16 protein-coding genes, 1 tRNA gene, 1 other RNA gene and 1 other annotated feature are annotated in these 14,762 nt (G+C 37.3%); of the genes, 4 read left to right on the top strand and 14 right to left on the bottom strand.

The window, feature by feature from the left end:
* Positions 1–186 precede the first annotated feature (186 nt).
* The 7 genes from BAU23_RS04540 to tadA all read right to left on the bottom strand — a co-directional run bounded on the left by BAU23_RS04540 (position 187) and on the right by tadA (position 4,514).
* Complete coding sequence (locus tag BAU23_RS04540) at positions 187–456, bottom strand: pro-sigmaK processing inhibitor BofA family protein (protein WP_001089266.1); 270 nt, start codon at positions 454–456, stop codon at positions 187–189.
* A gap of 200 nt (positions 457–656) precedes the next feature.
* The gene (locus tag BAU23_RS04545; RefSeq protein WP_000466017.1) at positions 657–878 is read right to left on the bottom strand and encodes a YaaL family protein; all 222 of its coding nucleotides are present in this window, start codon (positions 876–878) and stop codon (positions 657–659) included.
* Positions 879–892: 14 nt separating this feature from the next.
* Positions 893–1,489: a recombination protein RecR gene (gene recR, locus BAU23_RS04550; RefSeq protein ID WP_000559167.1), complete on the bottom strand. Its 597-nt coding sequence runs from the start codon at positions 1,487–1,489 to the stop codon at positions 893–895.
* Between the two features lie 14 nt (positions 1,490–1,503).
* Entirely contained in the window at positions 1,504–1,830 is a 327-nt protein-coding gene (locus BAU23_RS04555) for a YbaB/EbfC family nucleoid-associated protein (RefSeq protein WP_170957726.1), read from the bottom strand.
* Between the two features lie 25 nt (positions 1,831–1,855).
* A complete protein-coding gene (gene dnaX / locus BAU23_RS04560) occupies positions 1,856–3,544 on the bottom strand; it encodes a DNA polymerase III subunit gamma/tau (RefSeq protein WP_000121591.1) in 1,689 nt (562 codons plus the stop codon).
* A 132-nt stretch (positions 3,545–3,676) separates the two neighbouring features.
* An RNA gene (gene ffs / locus BAU23_RS04565) (signal recognition particle sRNA large type) lies at positions 3,677–3,941 on the bottom strand.
* 78 nt (positions 3,942–4,019) lie between these two features.
* Positions 4,020–4,514 (bottom strand): tRNA adenosine(34) deaminase TadA, encoded by a 495-nt coding sequence (tadA, locus tag BAU23_RS04570; RefSeq protein ID WP_000373357.1) that lies wholly within the window; start codon positions 4,512–4,514, stop codon positions 4,020–4,022.
* Between the two features lie 106 nt (positions 4,515–4,620).
* Here tadA and BAU23_RS04575 point away from each other — a divergent pair, with 106 nt between their 5' ends.
* The 3 genes from BAU23_RS04575 to BAU23_RS04585 all read left to right on the top strand — a co-directional run bounded on the left by BAU23_RS04575 (position 4,621) and on the right by BAU23_RS04585 (position 6,590).
* Complete coding sequence (locus BAU23_RS04575; RefSeq protein WP_000798735.1) at positions 4,621–5,160, top strand: cysteine hydrolase family protein; 540 nt, start codon at positions 4,621–4,623, stop codon at positions 5,158–5,160.
* 123 nt (positions 5,161–5,283) lie between these two features.
* Positions 5,284–5,919: a deoxynucleoside kinase gene (locus BAU23_RS04580; protein ID WP_000148211.1), complete on the top strand. Its 636-nt coding sequence runs from the start codon at positions 5,284–5,286 to the stop codon at positions 5,917–5,919.
* Between the two features lie 2 nt (positions 5,920–5,921).
* Positions 5,922–6,590, top strand: a complete 669-nt coding sequence (locus BAU23_RS04585; protein WP_001053582.1) for a deoxynucleoside kinase — start codon at positions 5,922–5,924, stop codon at positions 6,588–6,590.
* A gap of 35 nt (positions 6,591–6,625) precedes the next feature.
* Here BAU23_RS04585 and BAU23_RS04590 read toward each other — a convergent pair whose 3' ends face one another.
* The 7 genes from BAU23_RS04590 to guaB all read right to left on the bottom strand — a co-directional run bounded on the left by BAU23_RS04590 (position 6,626) and on the right by guaB (position 13,577).
* Positions 6,626–7,018: a sigma factor-like helix-turn-helix DNA-binding protein gene (locus tag BAU23_RS04590; RefSeq protein ID WP_000364207.1), complete on the bottom strand. Its 393-nt coding sequence runs from the start codon at positions 7,016–7,018 to the stop codon at positions 6,626–6,628.
* A gap of 166 nt (positions 7,019–7,184) precedes the next feature.
* Positions 7,185–7,277: transfer RNA gene (locus BAU23_RS04595), tRNA-Ser, on the bottom strand.
* Between the two features lie 154 nt (positions 7,278–7,431).
* The gene (gene serS / locus BAU23_RS04600; RefSeq protein WP_000884178.1) at positions 7,432–8,706 is read right to left on the bottom strand and encodes a serine--tRNA ligase; all 1,275 of its coding nucleotides are present in this window, start codon (positions 8,704–8,706) and stop codon (positions 7,432–7,434) included.
* Between the two features lie 51 nt (positions 8,707–8,757).
* Positions 8,758–8,978, bottom strand: a binding site (T-box leader).
* A gap of 54 nt (positions 8,979–9,032) precedes the next feature.
* Entirely contained in the window at positions 9,033–9,623 is a 591-nt protein-coding gene (gene pdxT / locus BAU23_RS04605) for a pyridoxal 5'-phosphate synthase glutaminase subunit PdxT (protein ID WP_000238776.1), read from the bottom strand.
* Between the two features lie 19 nt (positions 9,624–9,642).
* Positions 9,643–10,530, bottom strand: coding sequence for a pyridoxal 5'-phosphate synthase lyase subunit PdxS (pdxS, locus tag BAU23_RS04610; RefSeq protein WP_000186161.1), 888 nt, complete (start codon positions 10,528–10,530; stop codon positions 9,643–9,645).
* A 159-nt stretch (positions 10,531–10,689) separates the two neighbouring features.
* Positions 10,690–12,000: a D-alanyl-D-alanine carboxypeptidase family protein gene (locus BAU23_RS04615; RefSeq protein ID WP_130783309.1), complete on the bottom strand. Its 1,311-nt coding sequence runs from the start codon at positions 11,998–12,000 to the stop codon at positions 10,690–10,692.
* 113 nt (positions 12,001–12,113) lie between these two features.
* Positions 12,114–13,577 (bottom strand): IMP dehydrogenase, encoded by a 1,464-nt coding sequence (gene guaB / locus BAU23_RS04620; protein WP_000264087.1) that lies wholly within the window; start codon positions 13,575–13,577, stop codon positions 12,114–12,116.
* Between the two features lie 116 nt (positions 13,578–13,693).
* On the opposite strand from guaB, the gene BAU23_RS04625 reads away from it, so the two are divergent.
* Positions 13,694–14,695 (top strand): YaaC family protein, encoded by a 1,002-nt coding sequence (locus tag BAU23_RS04625; protein ID WP_000546555.1) that lies wholly within the window; start codon positions 13,694–13,696, stop codon positions 14,693–14,695.
* The last annotated feature ends 67 nt before the right edge of the window (positions 14,696–14,762 follow it).

Here is a 14,762-nt window from a genome sequence, read left to right on the forward strand (position 1 = left end):
GACGTTTCACGTTGTTTGTTTCGTTTAGTTTTCAAAGTTCAACATCGCGTTTCAGCGACTTTTATAATTTAACATTTCGAGTTGAATCTGTCAACAACTTTTTTCTTTCGTTCCTGACGACGCTTATTAATTTATCATATTAACGATTAATAAGTCAACGCTTTTTTAAAAAATGCCAAAATAATTTTATCTTGGCATTATATATAGCTTAATAATTACCAATGCAGCAACACCCGGAACCCCTAATAAACTCGATACAGTAGCTGTTCCTATATTAATTGGAATATGAAAATCAAAATATGAACCTGCTACATTCACTCCGAATAATAACGCTATACCTAAAGTAACATGAAAGAGGGCTTTTCCTATAAAACGTATTGGTTTGGATGAAACACCAAAAACAAGAAAAATAAAAACTAAAGAAAGAATACCAACAATAATAATTGTAGAATTCATTTTTTCCTCCTTATGAATGACCTATACATATCTATTTGTATGGGACAAGACAATAAAAAAGAACATATAAGCATAACTCCTATCACTTCATCCCCCTAAAACAGACCCTAGGCATACCGGCTATCAATTAACACTGTACTACTGTCAACAAACCTAAAGATAGAAACTAAAAAGGTCCTGCTTCAATAAGCAGGACCTTTTTACCATTGTTCCATCTTCACAGGGCGACGCTTCGCTTCTTTTAACAAGAAGAAATATTTTGCCTCCGCTATTTTCAAAGAACAAAGTACAGCTGGAGATGGTTCTACACTTTGTTCAACCATTCTCTTTTGACGTAACCATTCATTCTTTACTTTTTCCAATAGTACAATTAACTTATCATCGTACTCTTTACGCAATTTACCCTTTTTTTGAAAGAACATTTTTGTTTCTCCTCTTATACTTCTCTGCGGCCTTCTAGCGCTTTTGACAGAGTTACTTCATCTGCATATTCTAAATCTCCACCAACTGGTAGACCATGTGCAATACGAGTTACTTTAATACCTGTCGGCTTTAAGAGGCGGGATATATACATCGCTGTAGCTTCCCCTTCAATGTTAGGGTTTGTTGCCAATATCACTTCTTGTACCGTTTCATCGTGCAGTCGCTTTAAGAGTTGCGGGATATTAATGTCTTCCGGTCCAATTCCCTCCATTGGGGAAATCGCACCACGTAACACATGATATACACCTTGATACTCTTTCATTTTTTCCATTGCGATTACATCTTTCGGCTCTTGCACGACACAGACAACCGTTTGATCTCGATGTGAATCATCACAAATATAACAAGGATCGCGGTCAGTAATATGTCCACATACAGAACAATACGCTAAATCTCGCTTCGCATTCACAAGCGCTTTCGCAAAACCTAGTACATCGTCTTCTTTCATATCTAATACGAAAAATGCCAATCGAACCGCTGTTTTCGGTCCGATTCCTGGCAATTTCATAAAACTATCGATTAATTTTGATATTGGTTCTGGATAATGCATATATCAATATCCTCCTAGAACATTCCACCTGGTAAGTTTAAGCCTTTTGTAAATTTACCCATTGTAGAATTTGAAAGTTCATCAACCTTTTTAAGTGCATCGTTCGTTGCAGCTAACACTAAATCTTGTAACATTTCGATATCTTCTGGATCTACAACTTCTTCTTTAATTTTCACTTCAAGGACTTGCTTATGGCCATTTGCAATAACAGAAACCATTCCACCGCCAGCTGTACCTTCAACCGTTTTTTCGCCAAGCTCTTCTTGCGCTTTCGCCATGTCTTTTTGCATTTTTTGCATTTGTTTCATCATGTTATTCATATTTCCCATTCCGCCACGCATCATAATTAATTCCTCCTAATTATTATTACTCTTTTATTTCGATAAGTTCTTGCCCTACTAATTTTACAGCTTCTTCTATAAGAGGGTCTTCTTTTTGTTCTGGGCTTTCTTCAGAATCCCCGCCTTCGCGTTGTAAAAAGTCTTCGCGAATTTTACCCCATTCACTTTTCGGGATAGCAATCATGTTTAACCTTTTACTTAGCAATTCAAAAAGAGTCTGTTCCAACGTATCCATCGCTTCTCGATTTTCACTTGCCATTTTACAATGGATTTCATATTGAAATGCTAACACATAGGTATCATCTGAAGCTGCTACTGGCTCACTATTTTCTAATAAAACAGCAAATGCTACTTTGTTATATGACTTGAGTCTTCCTAACAACTCACCCCATACAGCCTTTAACTGTTCTAAATCTTGACGCTTTGCTTGCTTTAACACTTCATTCACGCGTCCGACAGGAATTTTCATACTTCCTGTTCGTACTGGTTTTGGTGTCGCACGCGTCTCTCTTACTTCCTGCTGTACACCAGCTGGCACACCATTCTTTTTAACTTGCTCTAACTCTTTCTCCAATTGCTGCATCCTGTTCATAATCGCTTGCAAACGATCTGTACCATTTGCCTGCATCATAAACTGCTGACACAACTGCACCATAACAACTTCTAAGAAAATCCGTGGATGATTTGTCCACTTCATCTCCTGTTGTCCCTTACTAAGGGTATGAATAATTTCATAGATTACTTCCGGTTGCATTTCTTCACTTAATGCACGGAATTGATCATCTACAATTACCCGTTCCAACATATGTTCTAATTGTGGTGAAGTTTGATATAAAAGCATATCACGATAGTAGTAAATGAAATCCTCCATAAAGCGAACTGGATCTTTCCCCTTACTCATCATTTCATCTATAATACGTAATGCTCTTGATACATCATTTTCACGTATACATTCTACTAAGTTACCTAAGTATTGTTGAGAAACAGAACCCGTTACAGCTAAAACATCTTCACTCGTCACAGTCTCATCACTATAAGAAATCGCTTGGTCAATCAGACTTAATGCATCACGCATACCACCTTCAGCGGCACGTGCGACGATTTGTAACGCTTCATCTTCTACTTGTGTACCTTCATTTGTCACAACCGTAGATAATCTCTCAACGATATCATTTACTGATATTTTTCGAAATTCAAAGCGTTGACAACGTGAAATGATTGTCGGTGGAATCTTATGCGGCTCTGTTGTCGCCAAAATAAAGATAACATGTCCCGGCGGCTCTTCTAACGTTTTTAAAAGCGCGTTAAAGGCACCCATAGAAAGCATGTGGACTTCATCAATAATGTATACTTTATATTTCACAGCACTTGGAGCATATTTTACTTTATCTCTTATATCTCGAATTTCATCTACACCGTTATTTGAAGCCGCATCAATTTCTAATACATCTGAAATAGATCCTTGTGTAATTCCTAAACAAGAAGGACATTCATTACAAGGTTCAGCTACCGGAGCATGTTCACAGTTAATTGCTTTTGCAAATACTTTTGCAATTGTCGTTTTTCCTGTTCCCCTTGGACCAGAAAATACATAAGCATGTGAAACTTTCTCTTGAAGAAGGGCATTTTGCAACGTTTTTGTCACGTGCTTTTGACCGACTACATCTCCAAACTTTTGCGGTCTCCATGTTCGGTATAACGCTTGGTATGACACGAAAATACGGCCTCCCTCAAAGGTTATTATCTCATTTATTATAACCCATTCTGTTTATAGATTCCAAAAGTTATTTTCCATACAAAAAACCCACCTTTATATTAAGGTGAGTTTTGTATACATATATAACTGCCGTGCACCTTCTGTCGATTACGTACCATAAGCGTTACTCAAGCAGTTAGCTCGGTTCAGGCACTCCTGCGGCACACGAGAAGACCCGCTTATTGCTGCTTCCTTCCGGACCTGACAAGGTTCACGGGGTCCCGTTGCGCAGGACCCAAACGTCAACACCACTTACTTAAGGCAGACCTTACAGCAACATAACCTCGAGAAGGGATTCGGCCTCGCTAGAGCGGATTGCGAGTATAGGGCACCGCTACCTCCCCGCTTAGCACGGCAAAGTTAAAACCAATATTCGGTTGCCTTCAATAAGGCATTATCAGTATAACTTGTTTTTTTACAAAATGCAAATACGTTAGTTCGTATTACTTTTCTCTAATTTTTTCGCTTCTTTTCTTTTCTTACGAAGCTCCCTAAAAAAATTCGTTAACAACGTACCACATTCTTCTTCTAGTACACCAGCCACCACTTCGCATTGATGATTAAAACGCTCATCGGTTAAAAGATTCATTAATGTACCTGCACATCCACCTTTCGGATCGCTCGCACCATATACAACCCTTTTTACGCGTGATAATACAATTCCACCTGCACACATTGGACAAGGTTCTAATGTTACATATAACGTTGCATCTTCTAAGCGCCATGTCCCTAATTTTTTACAAGCTTCATCTATAGCTAAAAGCTCGGCGTGAGCTATAGATCTCTGCTCAGTTTCTCTCAAGTTATGTGCGACACTAATCACTTCATCATCTAGCACAATGACAGCACCGATTGGTACCTCTTGTATCGCCTCTGCCTTTTTCGCTTCCTCTATTGCTAATTGCATAAAATAAATATCTCGATCCATAATATAGTCCTTTCGCTAAAAATAAAATACACTTTTTCATTCCTTACAGGTGGGATAACTTTTATAAATTCAATCCAACCTAAAGAAGAAAGAGAGGGAATTACATATGAAAAATACTGCCTTACTCATTATCGATATGATTAATGATTTTCAATTCTCCCACGGGCCCATCCTGGCACAAAAATGTGAAACCATAAAGAATCCTATTCTACAATTAAAAGAAACAATGAAGTCTTTAGGTTACCCCGTAATTTATGTCAATGACCATTATCAACTTTGGAGGTCTGACATTGATCAACTTATTACTCATTGTACAAATGATTATAGTAAAAATATTATCGAGGCCATCGCTCCGCATACTGACGATTACATTTTTATTAAACCACATTACTCTGCCTTTTATGAAACACCTTTAAATTCTTTATTAGGTTATTTAAAAATCGAAAATCTCATCTTAACAGGAATTGCCGGTAACATATGCATCCTTTTTACAGCTAATGACGCTCATATGAGAAATTATACACTTTATGTACCACAGGATTGCATTGCTTCTAACAACGAGCAAGATAATGAACATGCTTTAAAAATAATGGAGAACACATTAAAGGCAAATATTGTATCATCATCCCAAATAAAATTTAGTTAATACATATCTATTTTCTAACTTTTTATATCAAATCAGTCCGCTCGCCCCCCTCTTGTGCTACAATAATTCTGTTTTGTGTTTTTAGTAGTCACGGTAAATCACTGATTGAAAGGAGGAAACAGCGTGACCGGAGTACCATTTATCACGGTTGAAGGACCAATTGGTGTTGGAAAAACTTCACTTGCGAAGGAAATTTCAACTCACATGCAACTCCACTTACTAAAAGAGATTGTTGATGAAAATCCTTTTTTAGGAAAATTCTACGAAGACATCGACGAATGGAGTTTTCAAACAGAGATGTTCTTTCTGTGTAATAGATACAAACAACTAGAGGATATTAACATAAAGTATTTGGATCAAAGGAAGCCTGTAGTAGCAGATTATCATATATTCAAAAATTTAATTTTTGCATCACGTACATTAAAAGATTCTCAATATGACAAGTACATGCAAATTTATCGTATCCTTACTCAAGATATGCCTGTACCAAATGTCATCGTTTATTTAACAGCGAGCCTAGAAACATTACAAAAACGAATTGCGATGCGCGGAAGAGAATTCGAAAAAAATATGGATCCAAATTATTTACTACAGCTTACAAAAGATTACGAAACAGCAATGGATGCTTTCAAAAAGGACCATCCAGATATTCCAGTATTGAAGTTTAATGGAGACGACATGGATTTTGTAAGAAATCCTGATGATTTAAATGTCATCTTATCCGCTCTTCAAAATACTCTCTTGAAGGAGTCGAAATAATAATGAATTTAAGGCAAAAATATGATATACCAAATGATGCAGTTATCACTATTGCTGGAACAGTAGGTGTCGGTAAATCAACTATGACAACTGCATTAGCTAACGCTTTAGGTTATCGTACATCTTTCGAAAAAGTAGATTCTAATCCATATTTGGACAAGTTCTATGCTGATTTCACACGCTGGAGCTTTCACTTACAAGTGTATTTTTTAGCAGAACGATTTAAAGAACAAAAAAGAATTTTCGAATATGGTGGCGGTTTTGTCCAGGACCGTTCTATTTACGAGGACACTGGTATTTTTGCAAAGATGCATCACGAAAAGGGTACAATGACAGAAACTGATTATGAAACATACAAAGGTTTATTTGATGCTATGGTCATGACTCCTTACTTCCCACACCCAGACTTATTAATTTATTTAGAAGGTTCTTTCGATGATATTGTCGACCGTATCCAAGAACGAGGACGTCCAATGGAACAACAAACACCAATTGAGTATTGGAAAGAGATGCATGGACGTTACGAAAATTGGATTAATGACTTTAATTCATGCCCTGTTTTACGACTAAACATTAATGAATACGATATTTTAAAAGATGGCGATTCAATCGAACCAATCATTAAAAAAATCGGCCATTTTTTAAAGCAAACACGTAAACTTGTAAAATAAAAAACCCGTGCATATGCACGGGTTTTTCTATTAAATTACTTCTTCTTTGTTGGAGCAATAATTTCACTCTCAGGTTTTCCAGCGTTAATACGCTGACGAACAGTACTTGTACTAATATCATATGTTTCAGCAATCTCTTTAACAGTCATTTCTTTACCGTTAATTACTGCTGTTAACACTTTACCTGTACGTTTTGGAGCTGCTTCTTTCTTTACAGCTGGTTTTTCAACCTTTTTTGGTACCTCTACTTTACTCGCAACTTGTTTTACATCACAAGTACAACCACAAAGTTTACGGAATGTATCATCGCTTATAATGCGTGACACGTTTGCACCACTGTTTAAAATTCTATTGTTCTTACAGACAGGACATTGTACATAATATAAAGTTTTTCCATCTAAAGGAAATGTTTGTATAATAAGATCCATGTTGACTCCTTTCATATCTATGAAGATAATCATCGGAATATGAGTGTGTAATAAGGACAAAATCGCCTTACACCATACTTTATGATTGGTTTTAAAATAAAAACTCGTTACGTGTTGGTAACGAGTTCTCCAATCTCCACTTATATGCGCTGTTGTCAATTATATCTGGAGGAGGTAGAGGGATTCGAACCCCCGCGCGACTCTCGCCACCTGTCGGTTTTCAAGACCGATCCCTTCAGCCGGACTTGGGTATACCTCCATATTGACATCAAATATAATATCAAAAGAAAAACAGTTAGTCAACCCTACTAAAATAAATTATGAGGAAAGGAAAATTTTACTTTCCCTCTCCTACATTATAGTAATGACAGCGCTCATAATTACCAATCACTCATACCGATGAATGTTTAAATTTACTTAATAACTGTTTTTCCTCCCATATAAGGGCGAAGAACTTCTGGAATTATAATTGTACCATCTTCTTGCTGGTAGTTCTCTAAAATAGCTGCAACTGTACGTCCAATTGCAAGACCAGATCCATTTAATGTATGAACATGTTCTGGTTTTCCGTTTGGCTCACGACGGAAACGAATATTTGCACGTCTCGCTTGGAAAGCCTCGAAATTACTACAAGAAGAAATTTCACGATATGTGCCATAGCTTGGAATCCATACTTCAATATCGTATTTCTTCGCTGCTGTAAAGCCTAAATCTCCTGTACACATGCTCATAACGCGATATGGCAACTCTAATAATTGTAACACGCGTTCTGCATCATTTGTTAATTTTTCTAACTCTTCGTAAGAATCTTCTGGTTTCACGAACTTTACAAGCTCAACTTTATTAAATTGATGTTGGCGAATTAAACCACGTGTATCGCGACCAGCAGAACCTGCTTCAGAACGGAAGCAAGAGCTAAATGCAGCATATCGTATCGGTAATTGCTCTTTACTTAAAATCTCATCACGATGCATATTCGTTACAGGTACTTCAGCTGTAGGGATTAAGAAATAATCTTCGCTTTCAATACGGAATGCATCTTCTTCAAACTTTGGAAGTTGTCCTGTTCCTGTCATACTTGCACGGTTTACCATATAAGGAGGTAATACTTCCTCATATCCATGCTCGTCAGTATGAAGATCAAGCATGAAACTAATTAAAGCACGCTCTAATCTTGCACCAGCACCTTTGTAAAATACAAATCGGCTTCCTGTTACTTTCCCAGCACGTTCAAAATCTAAAATCCCTAAATCTGTAGCAAGATCCCAATGTGGTTTTGGCTCAAAAGTAAATTCTTTCACTTCTCCCCAATTACGTGCTACTACGTTATCATCTTCTGTTTCACCTACTGGAGCAGATTCATGAGGGATATTTGGGATAGATAGCATTAATCTCTCTAAATCTTCTTCAACTGTACGAAGCTCATTATCAAGATCTTTTACTTTTTCTCCAACCTCACGCATTTCTAGAATTAGAGCTTCCGCATCTTTCTTTTCACGCTTTAATACTGAAATTTGTTGAGATACTTCGTTACGTTTACTTTTTAGTTCTTCTGTTTGAACAAGTAGCTCTCTTCTTCTCGTATCAAGTTCCTCAAAGCGACCAAAATCTGTTAAATCTTCGCCTCTATGCTGTAATTTTGCTTTTACTTCTTCAAAATTCGTACGTAAAAATTTAATATCAAGCATTATATACTCCTCCTTTTATTTTATAAAACACAAAAAACTCCCGTCCCTATACAAAGGGACGGGAGTTAACCCGCGTTGCCACCCTAGTTGAAAGCATTACCGCTTTCCTCTCAAGTAGAAATAACGGCTCTTCACCGGGAATGTTTACTAATCCAAAGATATTCCACATTCCATTCCAGGATGGATTCACAAACTGTTTCTATCGATTTCCACCAACCATCGACTCTCTATAAGAAACGACATCTGTTACTACTTCCTATCAACACGCTTATTTTATAAAATTGTTACCATCAATTTACTATAATCTTTTACAAGTTGCAAGTTACTTATACAACTTTTTTCATTTTCGCTTCTTTTACCATTTCTACGAAGTATGCTGTTACACGATGATCGTCCGTTAATTCCGGATGGAAAGAAGCAGCTAAAAACGGCCCTTGCCTTACCGCTACCATTCGATCGCCATGCGTAGAAAGTACTTCCACATCATCAGCTACATTGACAACATACGGAGCACGGATAAATACACCAATAAAGTCTTCCCCCACACCTTTCATTGAAAGCGCGGCTTCAAAGCTATCTTTTTGACGTCCGAACGCATTGCGCTCGACTGTAATATCCATAGCACCAATATGTGATTCTTCATAGCCAATCAATGTTTTCGCAAGAAGAATCATTCCTGCACATGTACCAAACATTGGTTTACCAGACTTCGCAAATGTACGAAGGGGCTCCATGAAAGCATACTTATCAATAAGACGGCGCATTGTTGTACTTTCACCGCCTGGTAAAATAAGACCATCAATCTCTTCAAGTTGTTCTATACGCTTTATAACCACAGCTTCTGCACCACTTGCTTCAACTGATTTTACATGCTCACGAACTGCACCTTGAAGACCTAGTACACCGATTTTCACCATTTTAAAGAATCTCCTTTAATTACCATCCACGCTCTTGCATGCGTTGTTCTGGTAATAACGTTGAAATTTCGATACCTTTCATTGCATTACCTAATCCTTTAGAAAGGCTTGCAATTAGTTCGTAATCTTCATAATGAGTCGTTGCTTCAACGATTGCACGTGCAAATTTCTCTGGGTTCTCTGATTTGAAGATACCAGATCCAACGAATACACCATCAGCACCAAGTTGCATCATTAACGCTGCATCTGCTGGTGTTGCTACACCACCTGCTGCAAAGTTTACAACTGGCAGACGGCCAAGGCGTTTAATTTCAAGTAGTACTTCATAAGGAGCACCAGTATTTTTTGCATATGTCATTAACTCATCTTCACGTAGACTTGCAACTTGACGGATTTCTGCATTGACTTGGCGCATATGACGCACTGCCTCTACAATGTTTCCTGTTCCTGGTTCACCTTTTGTACGAAGCATAGATGCACCTTCTGCAATACGACGTGCAGCTTCTCCGATATCACGGCAACCACATACAAACGGAACTGTGTAATCACGTTTATTTAAATGGTATACTTCATCAGCAGGAGTTAATACTTCACTCTCATCGATATAGTCTACCCCTAATGATTCTAATACACGTGCTTCTACAAGGTGACCGATACGGCATTTTGCCATAACCGGAATTGACACAGCACCCATAACTTCTTCAACAATTGTTGGATCTGCCATACGAGAAACGCCACCTGCTGCACGAATATCTGCAGGTACACGCTCTAGTGCCATAACAGCAACTGCGCCTGCCTCTTCTGCAATCCTTGCTTGCTCAGCGTTAATTACGTCCATAATAACGCCGCCTTTTTGCATTTCTGCCATTCCACGTTTTACACGTTCTGTCCCTGTTACATTTGTCATGTACAAAAACCCCCCTAGGTGAATTGCTTTCCCCGTTAAAGAAGAAAATTAAGAATACTCTTACATTCTACCACTAACTATCTGATGCTTGTCCACTACTTTTTCATAAAGTCGGTATGAAAAATAGGAATAAGAAAAAGCTCCTACAATGAGGAGCTTTTAAAACCAACCTTTTACTGTATCGACAGCACTATTCCACATACCACTAAAGAAAGAACCAATTCCGCGCATAGAACGTGTAAACCAACCTGCTTCTTCTACTTCAGATTTTGTTACAAGATCAACTTGCAATGATTTTCCTGATAAAAACCCAGGATCATTACCATCTTTTGGCGTTATAACCATTTGACCAAGTGAAACTCCCTTTTTAACAGGTGCTTCTTGTCCCTTATTTCCTTCTTTAAATTCTGTTTTATAAACGTCTTTACTTCCTTTTGGCACCGGAAGTGAAACAGCTTGTTTCGTTTGAACTGCTACGTCTTTATCTTTCGCATTTTCCACTCTTACTGTTTCTTTTCCTTTGACCGAAGAACCTTTTTCATACATTTTCTTCATTTCAAAATTAGCAAAGCCGTAATCATATAATTTCTTCGTCTCATCAAATCTTGCTGTATGAGAGTTTGTTTTAATAACTACAGAAATGAAACGCATACCATTTCTTTCAATCGTACCAGTGAAACAATCTCCTGCTTCTGGAGTTGATCCTGTTTTCAGGCCATCTACGCCTTCATATTCCTTAATTAACCCTTTTAACATCCAGTTCCAGTTAGGCATTTCGATTCGATCCGGAGTACCTTCACGGAATACTTTTTTTGAAATCTTTGCTATGTCTAATGTTTTAGGGAAATCTTGAATAAGACGCTGTGCTAAAATTGCTACATCTCTCGCAGACATTTTATTTTCTTCATCTGGAGTTGTCCCTTCAGGATGGTGTCCTTTTAAATCCTTGTTCGTTAAGCCCGTAGAATTTACAAACTTATAATTTTTTAATCCAAACTCTTTTGATTTATCATTCATCATTTTTACAAAGTCTACTTCTTTTCCAGCAACTGCTTCAGCTAATGCTATTGTTGCACCATTAGCAGAATAAATTGCCATTGCTTCGTATAACTCTTTTACTGTATACGACTCACCGTTTCGTAGAGGCACATTCGATAATGAACGATCTTGCGAAATGTTATACGCATATTCAGAAACCTTAACTTTTTGATCCCATTTTAGTTTCCCTTTCGCAACTGCCTCGTTCACTAGGTATTCACTCATCATTTTTGTCATACTAGCAATTGACAATAACTCATCTGCATTTTTTTGATATAAAATCTTTCCAGAATTCGCTTCTACTAAAATTGCCGCACCTGCTTCAATGTTTAAAGCGGCTCCTGTTTCTGCTGATGCATTGCTATATGGTACAAGCATGCTACAAGCTATTGTAAGCACTGTTACCAACGCAATGAATCTTTTGCAAAACATACCTTTCACTTTTGCTACCCCCAATATCTATGTACTCACATAACCGTTATTCTAACATAATCAAAAAAAAATAGACAGAGATATCAAATCTCCGTCTATTTACATATAAGACATTATAATGAGTAGTTTGGAGCCTCTTTTGTAATCTGCACATGGTGAGGATGGCTTTCACGTAAACCAGCACCCGACATACGAATGAATTGCGCATTCTCACGTAAGAATTCTAAATCTTGCGCTCCGCAGTATCCCATACCTGCACGTAATCCACCAACTAATTGATGAACTGTATCTGCTAAAGGTCCTTTATATGGTACTCGTCCTTCAATACCTTCTGGAACAAGTTTTTTGTTTCCTTCTTGGAAGTAACGATCTTTACTTCCTTTTTCCATTGCTCCAACAGAACCCATTCCACGGTATACTTTAAATTGACGACCTTGGTAAATTTCAGTTTCTCCAGGGCTTTCAGCTACACCAGCAAACATACTACCTAACATAACAACGTGTGCACCTGCCGCTAAAGCTTTAACCATATCACCAGAGTACTTAACACCGCCATCTGCAATAACCGGAATACCGTGTTTACGAGCTTCAGTCGCACAATCATAAACTGCTGTTAATTGTGGTACACCAACGCCAGCCACAACGCGTGTTGTACAAATAGAACCTGGTCCGATACCAACTTTAACAACATTTGCACCAGCTTCAATTAATGCTTTTGTTGCTTCAGCTGTAGCAACATTTCCAGCGATAATGTTTAATGATGGATATTTCGCACGAACCTCTTTTACTTTTTCAATAACACCATGAGAGTGTCCATGAGCTGTATCAAGTACAATTGCATCTACGCTTGCTTTTACTAATGCATCAATACGAAGCATAGCATCCGCTGTTACACCAACTGCTGCTCCAACTAATAAGCGTCCTTGCTTATCTTTTGCAGAGTTTGGAAATTCAATTACTTTTTCAATATCTTTTATTGTAATAAGCCCTTGTAATACACCGTTATTATCAACGAGAGGGAGCTTTTCAATTTTATACTTTTGTAGGATCTTTTCAGCTTCTTCCAGTGTAGTGCCAACTGGAGCTGTAATTAACTGTTCTTTTGTCATTACGTCAGAAATTTTGATTGAGTAGTCTTGGATGAAACGCATATCACGGTTTGTAATAATACCAACTAATTTTCGCTCATCTAAATTATTTACAACTGGCACACCTGAGATACGATATTTTCCCATAAGATGTTCTGCATCGTATACTTGATGTTCTGGAGTTAAAAAGAAAGGATCTGAAATAACGCCGCTTTCAGAGCGTTTTACCTTATCAACCTGCTCTGCCTGTTGTTCAATAGACATATTCTTATGAATGATTCCTAAACCACCTTGGCGAGCCATTGCAATGGCCATATCAGCTTCTGTTACTGTATCCATTCCTGCACTAATTAACGGGATGTTTAGCTGTAAGCTTTCAGATAAAACTGTTTTAACACTTACTTCTCTTGGTAATATATCTGATCTTGCTGGTACAAGTAATACATCATCAAAAGTCAAACCTTCTTTAACAAATTTAGATTCCCACATAATTGTTTCCCCCCATGATACCAGAAATTATTATTAGTAGCTTATCAATTGGTTAAAATACTGTCAAGGACGTATATATATGTTAGAATTTTTAGACAATAAAAGGAGCGTAATATATGCATCATACATCTTGTGCTTGGCAGCAATTAAGTTTCTTCTTTTCATCTCAAAATGTACAACATTATCTTGCCCGTTGTTATGAAAAATCCTCGATTCAAGATGCCGAAAAAAAAAGTTTTGAAAATTGTTATCCATTTATTTATTACTTGGAACACGGTAAAAATTATTATGAATTATATAAGACAGCTCCATTTTCCATTCAGCCAATGTTGCTATTTTATGGAATGGGCCAACTTTTTAAAGCCTGTTTATTAACCATTAATCCAAACTATCCAGAATCAACAACTGTTTTAGCACACGGGGTGACGACCCGTAAGCGAAAAAAACAGGGATATCAATTTTTAGAAGATGAAGTGAAAATACAGAAAAATGGACTATTTACTCATGCCGCAGAACAACTGTTTCACATGAAACACTTGGAAACAGAAAAGTTTAATATGTTAGAGTTACTGGGAAAAATTCCTGAGTTACAACATTTATTTCGCTATAGTCAAAAAGGGACAACATTATATAAAATCAATTCAACAAATAAAAATGAGCTCTCCTTTCCAGTCAACATACTGGATCGACTACATATGACTAAAGAGAGATTTTCTCGTTATATCGAAACAACCTGTAAACACTTATCAATACAACACGTACCTGAAAAAGATAATGAATCGAATGTGTTTTTTTCAGCGCCTATTCAATCATGGAATCCTATGTATAGTACTCCTTTATACTATGAACAGCTTTCTAACACTTATTATTTACCACTTACGACTGACCCTAGAAATCCTAAACCCGTATTACCCGAACTTCTCGTTCATTATTTATTGCTCTATAATTTAAGCATGATTTCTAGGTATGAAACGGATTGGTGGTATGACTTACTTGGAAGCTATAGCTCTGAAGACTACCCATTTATTTATCAATTTCTTAATATTTCTGCTCAAAAAATCCCTTACTATATTTCAGCGTTTTTACTAGCAGAACCGGGCCTATTTCATGGGAAATAAAAAAAACACAAGTCAAAAGACTTGTGTTTTTAGTTGCTTGGCGACGTCCTACTCTCACAGGGACAAG

Origin of the sequence: Bacillus nitratireducens, assembly GCF_001884135.1 — a bacterium.
GTDB classification, from domain to species: domain Bacteria; phylum Bacillota; class Bacilli; order Bacillales; family Bacillaceae_G; genus Bacillus_A; species Bacillus_A nitratireducens.